The 15,591-nt window shown below is 67.5% G+C and carries 11 protein-coding genes and 2 pseudogenes; 4 read left to right on the top strand and 9 right to left on the bottom strand.

What is annotated here, in order from left to right; genetic code table 11:
• The 6 genes and pseudogenes from BMZ19_RS08715 to BMZ19_RS22880 all read right to left on the bottom strand — a co-directional run.
• On the bottom strand, positions 1-1,535 hold a 1,535-nt coding region (locus tag BMZ19_RS08715), incomplete at its 3' end, for a CHASE domain-containing protein (protein ID WP_139214648.1).
• On the bottom strand, positions 1,463-2,368 hold the full coding sequence (locus tag BMZ19_RS08710) for an MASE1 domain-containing protein (RefSeq protein ID WP_170847723.1): 906 nt from the start codon (positions 2,366-2,368) through the stop codon (positions 1,463-1,465). The genes BMZ19_RS08710 and BMZ19_RS08715, both read right to left, overlap by 73 nt.
• Positions 2,369-2,505: 137 nt before the next feature.
• Positions 2,506-3,723 (bottom strand): EAL domain-containing response regulator, encoded by a 1,218-nt coding sequence (locus BMZ19_RS08705; protein WP_090309862.1) that lies wholly within the window; start codon positions 3,721-3,723, stop codon positions 2,506-2,508.
• A 16-nt stretch (positions 3,724-3,739) separates the two neighbouring features.
• On the bottom strand, positions 3,740-5,074 hold the full coding sequence (locus tag BMZ19_RS22890) for an ATP-binding protein (RefSeq protein ID WP_425287163.1): 1,335 nt from the start codon (positions 5,072-5,074) through the stop codon (positions 3,740-3,742).
• Positions 5,075-5,092: 18 nt separating this feature from the next.
• Positions 5,093-5,233 (bottom strand): annotated as a pseudogene (locus BMZ19_RS22885) (histidine kinase dimerization/phospho-acceptor domain-containing protein); the annotation flags it as partial.
• Between the two features lie 60 nt (positions 5,234-5,293).
• Positions 5,294-7,723 (bottom strand): annotated as a pseudogene (locus tag BMZ19_RS22880) (PAS domain S-box protein); the annotation flags it as partial.
• A gap of 231 nt (positions 7,724-7,954) precedes the next feature.
• On the opposite strand from BMZ19_RS22880, the gene BMZ19_RS08695 reads away from it, so the two are divergent.
• Both BMZ19_RS08695 and BMZ19_RS08690 read left to right on the top strand, forming a co-directional pair.
• Positions 7,955-8,632: a heavy metal response regulator transcription factor gene (locus BMZ19_RS08695; RefSeq protein ID WP_090309856.1), complete on the top strand. Its 678-nt coding sequence runs from the start codon at positions 7,955-7,957 to the stop codon at positions 8,630-8,632.
• The gene (locus BMZ19_RS08690; RefSeq protein WP_090309924.1) at positions 8,632-10,008 is read left to right on the top strand and encodes a heavy metal sensor histidine kinase; all 1,377 of its coding nucleotides are present in this window, start codon (positions 8,632-8,634) and stop codon (positions 10,006-10,008) included. Before BMZ19_RS08695 ends, BMZ19_RS08690 begins: the two co-directional genes overlap by 1 nt.
• Positions 10,009-10,054: 46 nt before the next feature.
• Here the strand turns inward: BMZ19_RS08690 and BMZ19_RS08685 are convergent, their stop codons facing one another.
• Both BMZ19_RS08685 and BMZ19_RS08680 read right to left on the bottom strand, forming a co-directional pair.
• Entirely contained in the window at positions 10,055-10,654 is a 600-nt protein-coding gene (locus BMZ19_RS08685) for an FMN-dependent NADH-azoreductase (protein WP_090309852.1), read from the bottom strand.
• A gap of 32 nt (positions 10,655-10,686) precedes the next feature.
• A complete protein-coding gene (locus BMZ19_RS08680) occupies positions 10,687-11,406 on the bottom strand; it encodes a pirin family protein (RefSeq protein WP_090309849.1) in 720 nt (239 codons plus the stop codon).
• Between the two features lie 133 nt (positions 11,407-11,539).
• Here BMZ19_RS08680 and BMZ19_RS08675 point away from each other — a divergent pair, with 133 nt between their 5' ends.
• The gene (locus BMZ19_RS08675; RefSeq protein WP_090309846.1) at positions 11,540-12,442 is read left to right on the top strand and encodes a LysR family transcriptional regulator; all 903 of its coding nucleotides are present in this window, start codon (positions 11,540-11,542) and stop codon (positions 12,440-12,442) included.
• A gap of 177 nt (positions 12,443-12,619) precedes the next feature.
• Here the strand turns inward: BMZ19_RS08675 and BMZ19_RS08670 are convergent, their stop codons facing one another.
• On the bottom strand, positions 12,620-14,455 hold the full coding sequence (locus BMZ19_RS08670; protein WP_090309842.1) for a sulfatase-like hydrolase/transferase: 1,836 nt from the start codon (positions 14,453-14,455) through the stop codon (positions 12,620-12,622).
• 367 nt (positions 14,456-14,822) lie between these two features.
• Between BMZ19_RS08670 and BMZ19_RS08665 the strand changes: the two genes are divergently transcribed.
• Complete coding sequence (locus BMZ19_RS08665; protein WP_090309839.1) at positions 14,823-15,509, top strand: phenylalanine--tRNA ligase beta subunit-related protein; 687 nt, start codon at positions 14,823-14,825, stop codon at positions 15,507-15,509.
• Positions 15,510-15,591 lie beyond the last annotated feature (82 nt).

The following is a 15,591-nucleotide window of genomic DNA, read 5'->3' as shown; positions in this document are numbered from 1 at the left end:
TCGATGTCGGCCCGGTCCGCCAGGTGGTCGAGCATGCTGCAGACATGTTCGAGCAGCTCGGCGCAGCACATCTCGACCTCCTCCAGCTCCAGCTTGCCGGCCTCGATCTTGGAGAAGTCGAGGATGTCCTCGATGATTCCCAGCAGCGACAGCGCCGACTCGCGGATCAGGCCGACCATGTCCTGCTGCTGGGGTTTGAGCGGGGTTTGGGCAAGCACTTCGAGCATGCCGATCACGCCGTTCATCGGCGTGCGGATCTCGTGGCTCATGGTGGCGAGGAAGCTGGACTTGGCTTGGTTGGCCTGTTCGGCCTCCAGCAGCGTCTGCTCCAGGCGAGCGTTGAGGCGCTGCAGCTCCTGCTGGCTGGCCAGCAGGTCGGCTTCAGCCTGTTTCTGCTCGTGAATATCGGCATGAATGCCGGAAATCTGCGTCGGCTTTCCCTGGGCGTCGTAGCCGCTAACGTGCCCGCTGGTGAGAATCCAGCGCCATTCGCCATTGCGCGCGCGCAGACGGTGCTCGGCGCGGTAGACGGGGCTGCGCCCCGAAAGGTGCTCCTCCATGCAGGCCAGGACCCGCGGCTGGTCCTCGGGGTGGATCAGGCGGTTCCAGGTGTCGTGGCGATTGGGCAGCTCATCGGGTCCGTAACCGAGCATCTGCAACCAGCGCGGACTGAAGATCACCTCGTTGGTGATCAGGTCGCGATCCCAGTAGCCGAACTGGCTGGCGTCGATCACCCGCTGCAGGCGGGCTTCGCTTTCCTGCAGCTCCTGGCGGCGCTCCAGCTCGTTGCGTTTGGCCCGCACCGTCTGTGCGGCGGCGATGAGGATTAAAGCCACCACCAGGAAGGTGACCACGACGCCGGCGAGCAGGTAGATCAGCGCGCTTGGCGAGCGACCCGCAGTGGTTTCCGGCAGTGGCCAGGTTTCGATACTCAGCTGCTCGCCGTCGAGGCCGTCGATGCTGGTGCTCCAGGCCGGCTGGCCGAGAGCGGCGCTGGTCGGACGGTTGTCGAACAGCACGGCGGCCTGGTCGGGCGCCGGGCTGGCGATGCGATAGGCGATACCCTGCAGAGCGGCCCGCTGGTTGAGCGCGGCAAACATTTCGTCGAGATGGAATACCCCCACCGCATAGCCGCGCAGAGCCTGTCGGCGGGCGTCGAGCGTCGCGGTGGCTGTGTCGAGGTCGTGGTCGTAGATTGGGACGAACAGGTTCCAGGCATGAGGATGGCGGTCCGAGCGCTCCCCCAGTGGCTGGTGCGGCGACCATACGTTATGCCCGCTGAGGCGGGCCTGGCGCAAGGCGCTCAGGTTGGCCGGATTGCTGGCGACGTCGATGCCGCTCAAGCGGTCGATGCCATTCTGGCTGGCGATGAACATCAGGGGGAAGTATTCCGCGCGCGTGCTGGCCAGACGGGGCTCGCCCTGCCCATCGTATTCGCGGATGGTGAAGCCGGCGTAGCCGCTCAGCCGCTGGTGGCGCTCGAACTCCTCACGCTCGGCGGCGGCAATCCTTGGCACCCATGCCAGGGCACCCATGCCAGGGCATGCAGGCCGTCCATGGTCAGGGCGCGGCGTGCGAAGCGTTCGAGCTGATGCGCGCTGGGTTCGACGCCGGTATCGAACAGGTCGCTGACCGCCAGCAGACGTTGCGACTGACGAGTCATCTGAATGGCGAGCAGGTCGCGGATGTCCTCGCCGGCAGCGGTCAGGCGGGCCTGCCAGTTGGCCCGCTCCAGACGCTGCAGCCCGATATCGCCGAGTATCACCAGGGCACAGGTGACAAGGGGCGGGATGGCGATATGCAGGGCCCGCTTGGGCCAGTGAGAACGCAGGCTGGGGAGCAGCGGCAGGAGCAGCGGCAGGACCAGGAGGATGCCCAGGGTATCGCCGGCCCACCAGGTGAGCCAGGTCTCCAGCAGTCGCGCGGAGGGCAGACCCTGCAGCAGGGTCAGGCCCATGCAGCCGATGCTCGCGGCGATCAGGCTGCATAGGGGGATCGCCTGCAACAGACAGCGGAATGTCTGCTGCTCATGCTCCAGCGGGGCGCTTCGCTGCAGAGCCGGGCGCAGCAGGCGCGCGCTCAGTACCGCCTGCAGGCTGGCGCCGCAGGCCAGCAGGGCGGACAGGGCGATGAGGGTCGTATGGTCCTCGCTGGTTGCCGTCTGCAGGCGATACAAAAGGTCGGAGGCGAAATAGCCGAGCCACACCCCCGGCCAGCGCGCGATGCCCCAGCCGAGCAGGGCGACGATGGCCAAGCCGGCGGCCGGCCAGAGAATCACGGCATGGCTGGAGGGACTGTTGAACATCAGGGCCAGCTGGGCCAGGGCGAAATAGCCCAGGGCCAGCGAGAAAATCTGCACCAGTCGCATCAGGCCGCGCGACCTGGACAGGCGCAGGGGCCATCGGGAAGAGGGCAACGCTAGGTTGTCTGGCTGGTTCATTGTTGTTCTTGCTATCCGACGGTGGTTTGGGTGAGGCGCGAGGCGGGGTCGAACCGCTGCGCGCCTCAGCGGTCCGGGATGACAGGGGCGGTCGGTGTCAGCTCGGAGCGGCGCTCGTCCCAGGCTTGCAGCCAGTCTGGCAAATGTTCGGCTGGCATGGCCTTGGCGATGAACCAGCCCTGGGCGACGTCGCAGCCGGCTTGGCGCAGGTGGTCCCAGTCGGCACGATCCTCGATGCCCTCGGCCACCGTCTTCATGCCCAGTTTGCGCGCCATGTCCAGGCTGGCGTTGAGGATGGTGTGCAGGGCGGCATCGCGCCAGGCGCCATGCACGAAGCTGCGATCGATCTTCAGTTCGTTGAACGGGATGTCGCGCAGTTGCGCCAGCGAGGAGTGGCCGGTACCGAAGTCGTCGATGGACAGGCTGATGCGCTTGAGGCGCAGGCGGGTGAGGATGTCGAGGGCATCCTGGCGGTTCTTCATCAGGTGGCTTTCGGTGACCTCCAGCACCAGGCTGGACAGCGGCACCCCGGCGGCCAGTGCCTCCTGCTCGACGAGGTCGGGGAAGTCCAGACCCTGCAGGTTGTCCATCGACACGTTGACCGCCAGCTGCAGCTCCAGGCCCTGCTCGCGCCACTGACGGGCATCGCGCAGCGCGTTGCGCAGCACCGTGCGCATCAGGCCATCGATCAGTCCGGCCGCTTCGGCCAGGGCGACGAAGCGGTCGGGATAGACCAGGCCATCCTGCGGGTGCCGCCAGCGCACCAGGGTCTCGACGCCAGTGCACTGGGCGCTGGCGAAATCGACCTTGGGCTGATAGTGGTTGACCAGTTCGCCGGTCTCGATGCCCCGGGCCAGCTCATCGGCGTCGTAGCTCCGGGATTCGGCATCGCGCTGGGTGCTGACGCCGGGCGTCTCCTGTTCCAGCAGCCTCTGCAACCGCTCGCTGGAAACCGGCTTGAACAGGGCGCCCGCCACCCGCAGGCGGTGCGCCCGGGCCAGGCGCTCGGCGCTCTGCAGGATGCGCTCGTCCTCGCCGCTGACCAGCACCAGGGCGCCTGCATAGCCCAGGCGTACCAGGTGGCGAATGAACTCGATGCCGTCCATCTCAGGCATCTGCAGGTCGCAGAGGATCAGGTTGATGCTGCCGGGCTGCTGCTCCAGATGCTCGACCGCGACGCGGGCCCGCTCGCAGGCGATGACCTGCCTGAAGCCTAGGGTCTGCAGCTGGCGGACCAGCAGCCTGCAGATAAAGGTATCGTCGTCGACGACCAGGATTCTCATCGGGATTGCCTCCTGTTCAGGCCAGATGGCCCTCTTTCAGCAACTGCTCGATGCGTGCTGCCGTGGCGGTATGGAGTGGCGCGAATTCGGCGATGCCGCGCGCCAGTGCGGCGCTGTCGCCGTTCTTGATGGCCTGCTCGAGTGCGGCGCACAACTCGCCCAGGCGCAGCGCGCCGACGGCGCGCGACGAGGACTTGAGGCGGTGGGCGAGGGCGTCGATGGCATCGATGTCGTTGTGTTCGAAGGCTTCGTGGAGTGTGGGGGCCAGAGAGCGCAGCGCGTCCAGATAGTCGCCGAGAATTTCGCGGATCATCTCGTGGTCCTCGCCGACCAGCGCGGTCAGGGCGGCGGAGTCGACCAGCGCCGCCTCCGGCGGCAGCCAGCGGGCCAGGGCCGCTTGCAGGGCGGCCAGGCGGATGGGCTTGGTCAGGTACTCGTCCATGCCGGCTTCGAGGGCCCGCGTGGCTTCGCCGCGCAACGCATTGGCGGTCAGGGCCAGGATCGGGATGCGCTGCTGGCCGGCTTCGGCCTGGCGGATGCTGGCGGCCAGCTGGTAGCCGTCCATTTCCGGCATGTGAAGGTCGCTGAGGATCAGGTCGTAGTCGCCCTGGCGCCACATGGCCAGGGCCTCGGCACCGTGGCTGGCCAGCGCGAAGCGGTAACCGAGCAGGGCGAGCTGTTGCTGGATGACCTTGCGGTTCACTTCATCGTCCTCGGCCACCAGAATCCGCCGGTTGGCCAGGGCATCCGGTCGGGACAGGGGCTGTGCGGCTGTCAGGCGGTTGTCGCCGGAGGGCGCCGGCGCGCTGGCGATCGCGAGCGGCAGCATGAGGGTGAAGACGGTGCCGCTGTCTGGCGTGCTGGCGACGCTGATCTCGCCGCCGAGCAGATCCACCAGGCGCTGGCAGATGGCCAGACCGAGGCCGCTGCCGCCGAAGCGGCGGGTGGTCGAGGATTCCGCCTGGCTGAAGGGCCGGAACAGCTGGCCGAGATGTTCGGGGGCGATGCCGATGCCGTTGTCCGCCACGCTGATCAGCACGCGCAGCGGGTCGCCGGCGGCGAGCCGGGCGCACACCGCGACCCGCCCCGGGCACTCGCTGCGCCCGCCGGAGAACTTGATGGCGTTGCCGATCAGGTTGAAGAGGATCTGGCGCAGGCGCATGGCGTCGGAGCTGACCCAGTGCGGGATGTCCGTGGCGATTTCCTGTTCCAGGATTACGCCGCGTGCGCTGGCCAGCGGCCTGAGGGTACTGCACAGGTTGTCGATCAGCTCGACCAGCTGCAGTGGCGCGCTGTCGATTTCCAGCTTGCCGGCCTCGATCTTGGAGAAGTCGAGGATGTCGTCGATCACGCCGAGCAGGTTGCTCGACGACTCGCGGATGGTCCTGATCAGGTCGCCCTGATGCGCCGGCAGCTGGTCCTGGGCCAGCACGTCGATCAGGCCGACGACGCCGTTCATCGGCGTGCGGATTTCATGGCTCATGGTGGCGAGAAAGGCCGACTTGGCTCGGCTGGCCTGCTCGGCATCCTCGCGCGCCTGGGTCAGACTGGCGATCAGCGCCTTGTGCTCGCGGATGTCGCGCAGGGTGCCGATGAAGAAGCGCTCGCCGTGCACGCTGTATTCGGACACGCTCAGTTCCAGGTCGACTGCATGGCCGTCCTTGTGGCGGCCGCTCACTTCGCGGCTGGAGCCGATGATGTGTCGTTCGCCGGTGCGCAGGTAGTGGGCGATGTAGCCGTCGTGTTTCGCGTTCAGCGGCGCCGGCATCAGGCGGGAGACGTTGTGACCGATCAGCTCCTCGGGCGTGTAGCCCAGCAGCGGCTCGATGGCCGGGTTGGCACTATGCACGATGCCCCGGCTGTCCATGGTGATCACGCCTTCGAGCAGGTGGTCGAGGACGGCGCGGATCTCCTCCTTCTTGGCCTGCAGGTCGGCCACTGCCTGGCTGCGTTCCTCGATGCGCTGCTCCAGCTGGGCGTTCAGTTCGCCGAGCTGCCGGGTGGCGCGATGCTGTTCGGTGGTGTCGTGGCCAGTGGCGAACAGCAGGCCGCCCGGCTGGGGCAGGGCCTTCCAGGTCAACCAGCGCCAGGAACCGTCTTTGCAGCGATGGCGGCTCTCGAAGCCGAGGGTGTGGTGCCCTTGCTCGAGCAGGCGGAATTCCGTCAGGGTGCCGTCGACATCGTCGGGATGGACGAAGTCGACGATGGGACGACTGAGCAGCTCCTCCTCGCTCCAGCCCAGGGTGCGGGTGAAGGCCGCGTTGACGCTGCGGAAGTAGCCGTCGAAGCCGGCGATGCAGAACAGGTCGAGGGACATGGTGAAGAAGCGGCTGCGTTGCTCCTCGCTCGCGCGCAGGGCGTGCTCGGCGGCGCTGCGGGCGTCCAGCTCGCGCTGCAGCTGGGCGGTGCGTTCGGCCACCTCGCGGGACACCAAGGCATGCCGTCCGGCGCTGCTCAGGGTGGCGAAAGCGGCGAGAAAGGCGCTGAGCAGGGCGAAGCCGAGGAACAGCCGATCCTCCGAGGTCGAGACGGGCTGCCGTGGCGTCCGCGGCTGCATTTCCAGGCGCCAGGTGCGCCCGCCGACGTGGAAGTCGCGCTGCCAGTCCGGCTGGACATCGGTCGTCAGCGTGTCGACCAGGACGCGCCGCGGCATGCCGGGCATGATGTCCGAGATGCGCAGGGCGAGCTGGCGCTCCTCGGCCTTGCGGAGCAGCGGGGCGAGCAGTTGCTGGATATCGACGACGCCGACCACATAGCCGGCCAGATCCTTGTCCGGACTGCCGTCGCGCAGGCGCCAGACCGGCACGAACATCAGCGAGGCATGGCGCTCGGTACGTCCCAGCCGGATCAGGTCGGAGGCCATGGCCTTGCCGTTGTCACGGGCGACCACCATGGCCTGGCGGCGCAGGGTCTCGAAGCCGTGGTCGAGTCCCAGCCCGCGGCGGCTGGCGGCCAGGGGCTCGCTGAACAGGATCGGGAAGTACTCGGCGCGCTGGGCGGCCGTCTGCAGCTGACCGTGGCTGTCCAGCTCGGTGATGCGGAAGTCGGGGAAGCCGGTGCGGGCGACAGCGGCCTCGAATTCGGCGCGCTGGGCCTGGGTAATCAGCGGCGCCCAGTCCACCGAGAAAATGCTGGGGTGGTTGATGAGGTTGTGGGTGTACTTGCGGAACTCCTCGCGGGTGATTTCCTGGCTGGCGGCCATGAAGTGCGCCAGTCCCTCCAGGGGGAACAGCGTTTCGGCGATGTTCTGGCTGGTGTTGTCGCCGAGGATTTCCATCAGCGTGCGCGTTTCGGCTTTGGCGCGCAGGTCCTCCAGTTGCGACAGGCCGAGATGGCCGACCACCAGCAGTGTGGCGGTGACGATCAGCGGCAGGGCGAAACGGTAGCCTTCACCGCCGGCCACGCGCAGGGGGTGTCCGCCCGGCCACAGCAGTCGGGACAGCGGGGCGAACAGCAGCACGCCCAGGGTGTCGCCGGACCACCACTGTAGCCATTCATTGAGTAGGTTGTCGGTGGTGAAGCGGCCGCCAGCGAGGAGGATGGCGCTGCCTAGGCTGGAAGCGACCAAGCAGACCAGCGGCCCGACGCAGAGCAGGAACAGGGCCAGTCCCCGGTCGCGGGTGAGTTTCCAGCGGCCCAGCAGGTAGCGCCGCGCCAGCCAGGCGCCGAGCAGGGACTGCAGGGTGGTGGCACTGGCGAGCAGAGCACCCAGAGCGGCGCCCTGTAGCGAAGGCGTCAGCCACAGGTGGATCAGCAGGCTGCCCAGCCAGACGCCGGGCCAGCAGCGCCAGCCCCAGGCCAGCAGCGCAGCGATGGCAACGCCGGCCGCCGGCCAGATGGGTGCGGCATAGCCCGAGGATTGGGTCAGGAATAGGCCGGCCATGCCGGCCAGCACATACAGCCCGGCGGTGGCCAGATTCTTCCATGCCTGCTGCGCCAGGTTGATCGGCGCACTGATTTGCTCCGCGCTCTTGGCGGCCTTGAGCTCTTTGTCGTGCATCGCTTGCCCGGAACGGTTGCGGGGACTCCGGCCGGATGCCTCAGCGGCGACCTGGAGGCAGAACAGTGTGAATCATATCAAGTAATTTTTCATGCCAATCGATTGGCGACAATATTGCGCTGTTGCGCTGTTGCGCGCCGATTACATTTCTGTCAGGCGGTGGCTGCAGGCGGCGCGGGGTTGCACAATCGGTTTACGCGCTACGGAGACGCGCAATGGAGACAACAAGCGATGAGAATCCTGGTAGCCGAGGACGAGCCGAAGATCGGTGCCTATCTGCAGCAGGGGCTGAGCGAGGCGGGCTTTGCCGTCGATCGCGTGGAGAGCGGCAGCGATGCGCTGCAGCATGCGCTGGAGGAGGGCTACGACCTGCTGATCCTCGACGTGATGATGCCCGGGTTGGACGGCTGGGAGGTGCTGCGCCGGGTGCGCGCCGCCGGGCAGGACGTGCCGGTGCTGTTTCTCACCGCCCGCGACCGCGTCGAGGATCGGGTCAAGGGCCTCGAGCTGGGCGCCGACGACTACCTGATCAAGCCGTTCGCCTTCGCCGAACTGCTGGCGCGGGTGCGCACCCTGCTGCGTCGCGGCACCATGGCGGCGCAGCCGACCCGCCTGCAGGTGGCCGATCTGGAGGTCGATCTGCTCAAGCGCCGAGCCATTCGCGGCGGGCGGCGCATCGATCTGACTGCCAAGGAGTTCGCCCTGCTCGAGCTGCTGCTGCGCCGCCAGGGCGAGGTGTTGCCCAAGTCGCTGATCGCCTCGCAGGTGTGGGACATGAACTTCGACAGCGACACCAACGTCATCGAGGTGGCGATCCGCCGCCTGCGCGCGAAGATCGACGACGGCTTTGAGCCCAAGCTGATCCAGACCGTGCGCGGCATGGGCTATCTGCTGGATGCATCCGAGTGATCCGCCGCCTGTCGCTGACCACCCGACTGAGCCTGCTGTTCATGCTGGCGCTGACCGGCGTGCTGCTGGCGGTCGGCCTGACCTTCAATCTGCTCAGCCGCGAGCACTTCGTCCAACTCGACCGCCATGCCCTGCACGAGAAGCTGCAGGCCAGCCAGCGCCTGCTCGGCGGCCTGCGCCGGGCGGACGAGCTGCAGGCGTTGCGTGGGCAACTGCACACCCTGCTCGGCGCCCACCAGGACCTGCGCGCGCAGATCCTCGCTGCCGATGGCCGGGTGCTGTTCGCCGAGCCTGCCGAGGCCGCCATTCCCGCGCGCTTTCGCAGCCAGACCGGCGCGTTGTGGGAGTGGTGGGAGGAGGGCCGCCTGCTGCGCGGGATGACTGCCGAAGTGGCGCTGGCCGAGTCGGGGCAGTCGCTGACCCTGCTGCTGGCGCTGGACGTGACCCACCATGCCGACTTCTTCGCCGCTCTGGAGCGCTGGCTGTGGATCGCCCTGGTGGTCTGCGCGCTGCTCAGCGCCGGGCTCGGCTGGCTGGTGGCGCGCAGCGGTTTGCGTCCGCTGCGCGAGGTCACCCAGGTGGCGGCCACGGTGTCCGCCCGTTCGCTGAAGGAACGGATTCCCGAGGCGGTGCTGCCGGTCGAGCTGCAGCCGCTGGTGTCGTCGTTCAACGGCATGCTCGAGCGGCTCGACGAGTCCTTCGTGCGCCTGGCCAACTTTTCCGCCGACATCGCCCACGAGCTGCGCACGCCGCTGACCCAGCTGATGACCCATACCGAGGTGGTGCTGACCCGCGCGCGCAACCTGGAGGAGTACCAGGAGGCGCTCTACGCCAACCTCGACGATCTCAAGCGCATGGCGCGGATGATCGACGACATGCTGTTCCTGGCCAAGGCCGACAACGGCCTGATCGTCCCCGCGCGCCGGCCGCTGGCGCTGCACGAGTTGGTGGACAAACTGCTGGACTACTACCGCCTGCTGGCGGAGGAGCACGGCATCATTCTGCAGGCCAGCGGCCGCGGGGTGATCGCCGGTGATGAGGGCATGCTGCGCCGGGCGTTGTCCAACCTGCTCAGCAATGCGCTGCGCTACACGCCGGCCAGCGGCGTCATCCGCGTGACGATTGCCGCGGGCGAGCGCGAGGTTCGCCTCAGCGTGGAGAATCCCGGGCCGAGCATTCCCGCCGAGCACCTGGGCCGTCTGTTCGACCGCTTCTACCGCGCCTCCCCGGCTGACCGCGAGGGCGGCGGCAACGCCGGGCTGGGCCTGGCGATCACCCGCTCCATCGTCGAAGCGCACGGCGGGCGCATCCATTGCGAGTCGGTGCAGGGGCTCACGCGCTTTGAGCTGAGCTTCCCCGGCCAACCGCAGGGTTGAGCGGCAAGGCGCCACCAGCGGGCGCCCTGTCGTGTGGCGGGGTCGATCAGCCAATCAGCTCGCCGATGCGCTCTTGGGCGGCGGCGAAGGCCTTGTCGGCACCCTCGGCGCCCATCGCCAGGCCCTCGGCGTAAACGAACTCGACGTCGGTCATGCCGAGGAAGGCCAGCACGCTCTTCAGGTACGGCACCTGCGAGTCGGCCGGGGTGTCGCGGTACAGGCCGCCACGGGCCAGGGCCACGTAGACCTTCTTGCCCTGCAGCAGGCCCTGCGGGCCGTTCTCGGTGTAGCGGAAGGTCACCCCGGCGCGGGCGATGGCGTCGATCCAGGTCTTCAGCTGCACCGGCACGCCGAAGTTGTACATCGGCACGCCGAGGACGATGACGTCGACGGCCTGCACCTGGGCGATCAGCGCGTCGTCCAGGGCGACGCGGGCGGCCTGCTCGGCGCTGCGCTGCTCGGCCGGGGTGAACAGCGCGCCCAGCGCTGCTTCGTCGAGCACCGGGTGCGGGTTGCTGGCCAGGTCGCGCAGCTCGACCACGGCGGCCGGGTTCTGCGCTTGCAGACGGGCGGTGATGGCGTCGGCCAGGCGGGTGGAGTTGGCACCGGTGGAACGGGCGCTGGCGTTGATTTGCAGGATTCTCATGGCGTTTTCCTTTGACTGAGTGATAAGGGGTTTCAATACAGCGGCAATTCGACGGGGCGCAGGTCGAACAGCAGTACCTCGGCGTCGTCTCCGGCGCTGAAGTCGATTGGCTGCTCATTGCGCAGCCGCATGCCGTCGCCGACGCTCAGGCGCTGACCGTTGACGGTCAGCGCGCCGCGGGCCACGTGGACGTAGGCGAAGCGCTCGGCCGGCAGCGTGAAGCGTTGCTGCTCGGCGCCGTCGAACAGGCCGGCGTAGACGCGGGCGTCCTGATGGACCGACAGCGAGCCCTCGGCGCCGTCCGGCGAGATGATCAGGCGCAGCCGTCCGCGCTTGTCGGCGGCGTCGAAGTGCTGCTGCTGGTAGCGCGGGGTGACGCCCTTGCGGTTCGGTACGATCCAGATCTGCAGGAAGTGCACCGGCTCCTCGCGGGAGGCGTTGTACTCGCTGTGGCGCACGCCGGTGCCGGCGCTCATCATCTGCACGTCGCCGGGACGGATCACCGAGCCGGTGCCCATCGAGTCCTTGTGCTCCAGCGCGCCTTCGAGCACGTAGGAGAAGATTTCCATGTCGCGGTGGCCATGGGTGTCGAAGCCGCGGCCTTGGCGCACGTGGTCCTCGTTGATTACCAGCAGGTCGGAGAAGCCGACGTGTTGCGGGTCGTAGTAGCTGCCGAAGGAAAAGCTGTGCTGCGAGTGCAGCCAGCCGAAGTTGGCGACGCCGCGCTGGGCGGAAGGCCTGATTTCCAGCATGTCGATCTCCTGCTCGGGGTTGCGGGGCGGGCTGCCTGGCGGGGCCGGCAGCGGCGATGGGTGAACTTTAAGCCTTTGCACTGATGCGAAATAGGCGACAATCAGGAACTCTCTGTTGACTGGAAAATCAACAATGAACCGACTCGATGCCATGCAACTGTTCGTCCGCGTCGCCGAGCTGGGCAGCTTATCGGCGGCCGCCAACCAGCTCGGCGTGGACCGCTCGGTGGTCACCCGGCAGATCGCCGCGCTGGAAGAGCATCTGGGCAGCAAGCTGATGGTGCGCAGCACGCGGCGGTTGTCGCTGACCTCGGCGGGCAGCAGCTATCTGGAAAAGTGCCGGGTGATTCTCGAACTGGTGGAGGAGGCCGAGGCCGGGATGATGGAGGAGCGTCTGACCCCGCGCGGCCCGCTGCGCGTCAGTCTGCCCCTTACCTACGGTCTGCGCCGGCTGGTGCCGCTGCTGCTGGAGTTCTCCGAGGCCTACCCGGAGATCAGGCTGGCGATGGACTTCAGCGACCGGCAGCTGAACCTGATCGAGGAGGGCATCGACCTGACGATCCGCATCACCGCCCAGCCCGAGCCGGGGGCAATCGTGCGCCGGCTGGGCAGCAGCCAGCTGATCACCGTCGCGTCGCCTGATTACCTGGCCCGCCACGGCCGGCCCCGGCATCCCGACGAACTCGCCGGGCATGCGTGCCTGGGCTACTCGCCAAAGGTCAACAACCGCCCCTGGACCTTTCTGGTGGACGGCCAGCCGCAAGCCTTCCAGTTGCTCTGGCGCATGCAGGCCAACAACGGCGATGTGCTGGCCGCTGCAGCCGTGCAGGGCCTGGGGATCACCATGCATCCGGACTTCATCGTGGGCGAGCATCTCGCGGCAGGCAGGCTGGAGGCCCTGCTCGAGGAATTCGCACCGCCGCCGCTGGGCATCTACGCGGTACTGGCGAGCAACCGCTACGTGCCGCACCGCGTGCGGGTGCTGATCGAGTTCCTGGCCAGCCGCCTGGCCGAGGTCCGATCAGGCTCGGCGTGATACCTGTACTGGGACAGGTTGGGCAAGTGCACGCAGGGACAGTAGTGGTCGGTTACCCCTCTCCCGCTGGTGGAAGAGGGGTGGCGAGAGCGACAACGGATCTGTGCGGCGGCCGGTACCGGGATGGCGCTAGCCGCTGCGGGCCGCCCACGCCTTGGAGCCCGTGCTCGGTAGTACTCAGTGCGCCAGGAAGCGGCGCAGGCTGCCCATTTCCACCTGGATCAGTGGCAGCTTGCTCTGCAGCACCTTGGCGCTGTTGCCCACCTGGCGGTCGTCGGCGTGGCTGACGTCCATGCCGACGAAGCTGCCGCTGGTGAACGGCAGGACCAGCTTGTACTGTTCGCCGAGGAAGGCCAGGCGGTCCCAGTCGCCGGCCAGCAGCAGGCGGTCCTTCTGCGGAGCGAACAGGCTATGGCCGATGGCGTAGTCCTGGCTCGGGTTCTGTACGCCGAGCAGCGGCAGCAGGGTCGGCAGCAGGTCGACGTGGCTGGTGCGCAGGCTTTCCTGATGCGCCGCGCGGCCGGGAATCCACAGGGCCAGCGGCACGCGCAGCTGTTCGTCGACGAAGGTGGAGTTGTGGCCCCAGCGGCCCTTTTCCATGAACTCCTCGCCGTGGTCGCCGGTGATCACCACGATGGTGTTTTCCAGCAGGCCGTTCTTCTCCAGGTGCTCGGTGACCCGTGCCAGCTGGCTGTCCAGGTGATGCACGGCGTTCAGGTAGCGCTTGTGGATGCCCTTGATGTCGCGCTTGAGATCCATGCTGGCGTAGCTGAAGTCCGGCAGGTAGTCCGGCTCGATCACCGATTCGGGCGGGAAGTTGTAGTTGGCGTGCGGCGACTCGAAGAACATGAAGGTCATGAATGGCTTGGCCGGATCACGCTGGTCGACGAACTTGATCAGGTTGTCGACGTTGCGACGGTCGCGCTCCCAGGAGGCGCCAGCGCCGTCCTCGACCATCTGCTCGGGTGGCACCTTGACGAACAGGGTCTTGTCGAACTCCGGATAGCTGAAGCGCGCACTGGTGAACAGCTTGATCTGGTAGTCCTGCTGCTGCAGCACGTCGATCAGCGGACTGCCGACGCGGGCATCCAGCACCGGGAACCACAGGTTGGCCGGCAGGCCGTAGAACTGGCTGAACATGCCGATGCGCGTGCCGTTGCCGCCGGAGAAGTGGCTGAGGTAGTGCTGCCCGCGCTGGGCGAAGGCGTGGGTCTGCGGCATCACCCGCGGGTTGAGACTGTCGGCGCGCCAGGATTCGGCGACCAGCCAGACGATGTTCAGCGGCTTGGCCGGCGCCTCGATGCGCAGCGGCGCCTGCGGGTAGCGCAGCTGCCCCTTGAGTTCGGCGCTGGTGACTTCCATGCGCTGCGGACGCTCCAGACCGAACTGCTTTTCCAGCACCCGGCGCATGGTCAGCGGCTGGTAGAAGGGTACGCGTTGGGCGCTTTCCAGCACCGGGCTGTAGCCATAGAAGTGGCCGACCCCATAGCTGATGCGCTCGCCGAGGGTGGCGACCACGAACAGCGGCAACACCCAGGCCAGGCGCGGTGCCGGCAGGCGCAGGCGGGCCAGGCCGTGGGCCAGCAGGCGCAGGCCGCCCTGCAGGGCGAAGATGCCGGCGCCGAGCAGGGCCACCTCGCGCTCGGTGGAGGCCGAGGAGCCCAGTGCCTCGATGCCGCCCGGCGTGGTCAGGATGTTCCAGACGAAGCCGTTGAGGTGGAAACCGTACAGCTGCCACAGCAGGTGGTCACCATACAGCGCCAGTTGTACGCCGCCGGCCAGCAGCACGGACAGTACCGCGCCGGTTTTGCTCGCGAAGCGGCCGACCAGCCGGCTGATCGCCCAGATTGGCGCGATGAACAGAAGGGCATAGCTGCCGATCAGCACCACCTGGTACAGCAGTACCAGCGGTGCGGAGGCCAGGTCGAAGAAGCGCCCCAGGTTCAGGGCCACGGCCATCCAGGTGAGCAGCCAGTAGAAGGCGTCGGCGCGACGCGGTGCAACAGACGGCATGGGTAATCCTTGTGTTGAACTTATTATTGATAGGACCGGCGGATAGCGGGCAGGTTCGCGGGCCATGATCGGCCGTGAAGCTAGCGCGGCAGGCTTAAAGCATCCTTAACCGGGCACCTTACGCGGGAGGCCGCACGGGCGGCAACATTCGTCGCGGACTGGTAGCCATTGCAACACTTGCTGCATTTTGTCGCACCGCGGTGCGCGATTCGGGGCCATCGCGTTGGGCGGACCGCTGATTTATAAAGGAAAAATAAATGGCACGGTTAGTGCTTGTTCAGATGCAGATGCTGCCGCTCGACACGGCCTGCCGCGAGCGGGGCCACTCGGTGTCGTCACAGCGCCAGTCCCCATCGGAGCATGCACCATGCTGATCCCCGTTTTCCGGCTCGATACACCGGCCGACCTTGGCCTCAAGGCCATCGCCTTTACCCTGCACGGGCTGAACAACCGGACTGCCTCGGCCGGGTTGCAGCACCGCCTGCATGAACTGCGCGCCGACTTCGATGCCGAGCGCTGCCTGATCCTGCAGCAGGGTTTCTCCGCCCTGCGCCAGCAGGTCGGCCGCCGGCCGGGCGCCTTGCCGCCTTCGCCGCAGGCGCTGCTTGAGCTGTACCAGGCCCGTGGCCGCCTGCCCAGCGTGTCCCCGCTGATCGACCTGGCCAGCCAGTGGTCGCTGAACAGCAGCCTGTCGATTTCGGCCCACGACCTCAAGCACCTGCGCCTGCCGGTGACCCTGGGCATGAGTCGCGGCGGCGAACGCTTCCAGATGCGCCACAATCTCCCCCCGGTGATCCTGCCGGCCGGCGAGTACGTCTATTTCGACGGTCGCGGCCAGGTGCTGAGCCGCATGGAGTCCCTGCAGTCCGCTGCCACGGCGGTGCATGGGGACACCCGTTCCGCGCTGCTGATCATCCAGGGGCACGCGCAGACCGACAGCGACGAGCTGTATGCGGTGGCCGAAGGACTCAAGGCCGACCTGCAGGAGTACTGCTGCGGCAGTCTGCTCAGGCCGCCGCAGGCGCCGTTCGCGCGCATCGCCGTGGGGCAATAGCGGGCAGCGCAAGGGCAGGGCGGTGCAAAATTTGCGGTGTGGGCTTTGGCTGGGCACCGCGCTGTGCCACAGTCGCCCCCCA

Source organism: Pseudomonas linyingensis, from assembly GCF_900109175.1.
Lineage (GTDB): Bacteria > Pseudomonadota > Gammaproteobacteria > Pseudomonadales > Pseudomonadaceae > Geopseudomonas > Geopseudomonas linyingensis.
Note: the sequence above shows the minus strand (reverse complement) of the source record. Positions and strands in the feature narration are given on the sequence as shown.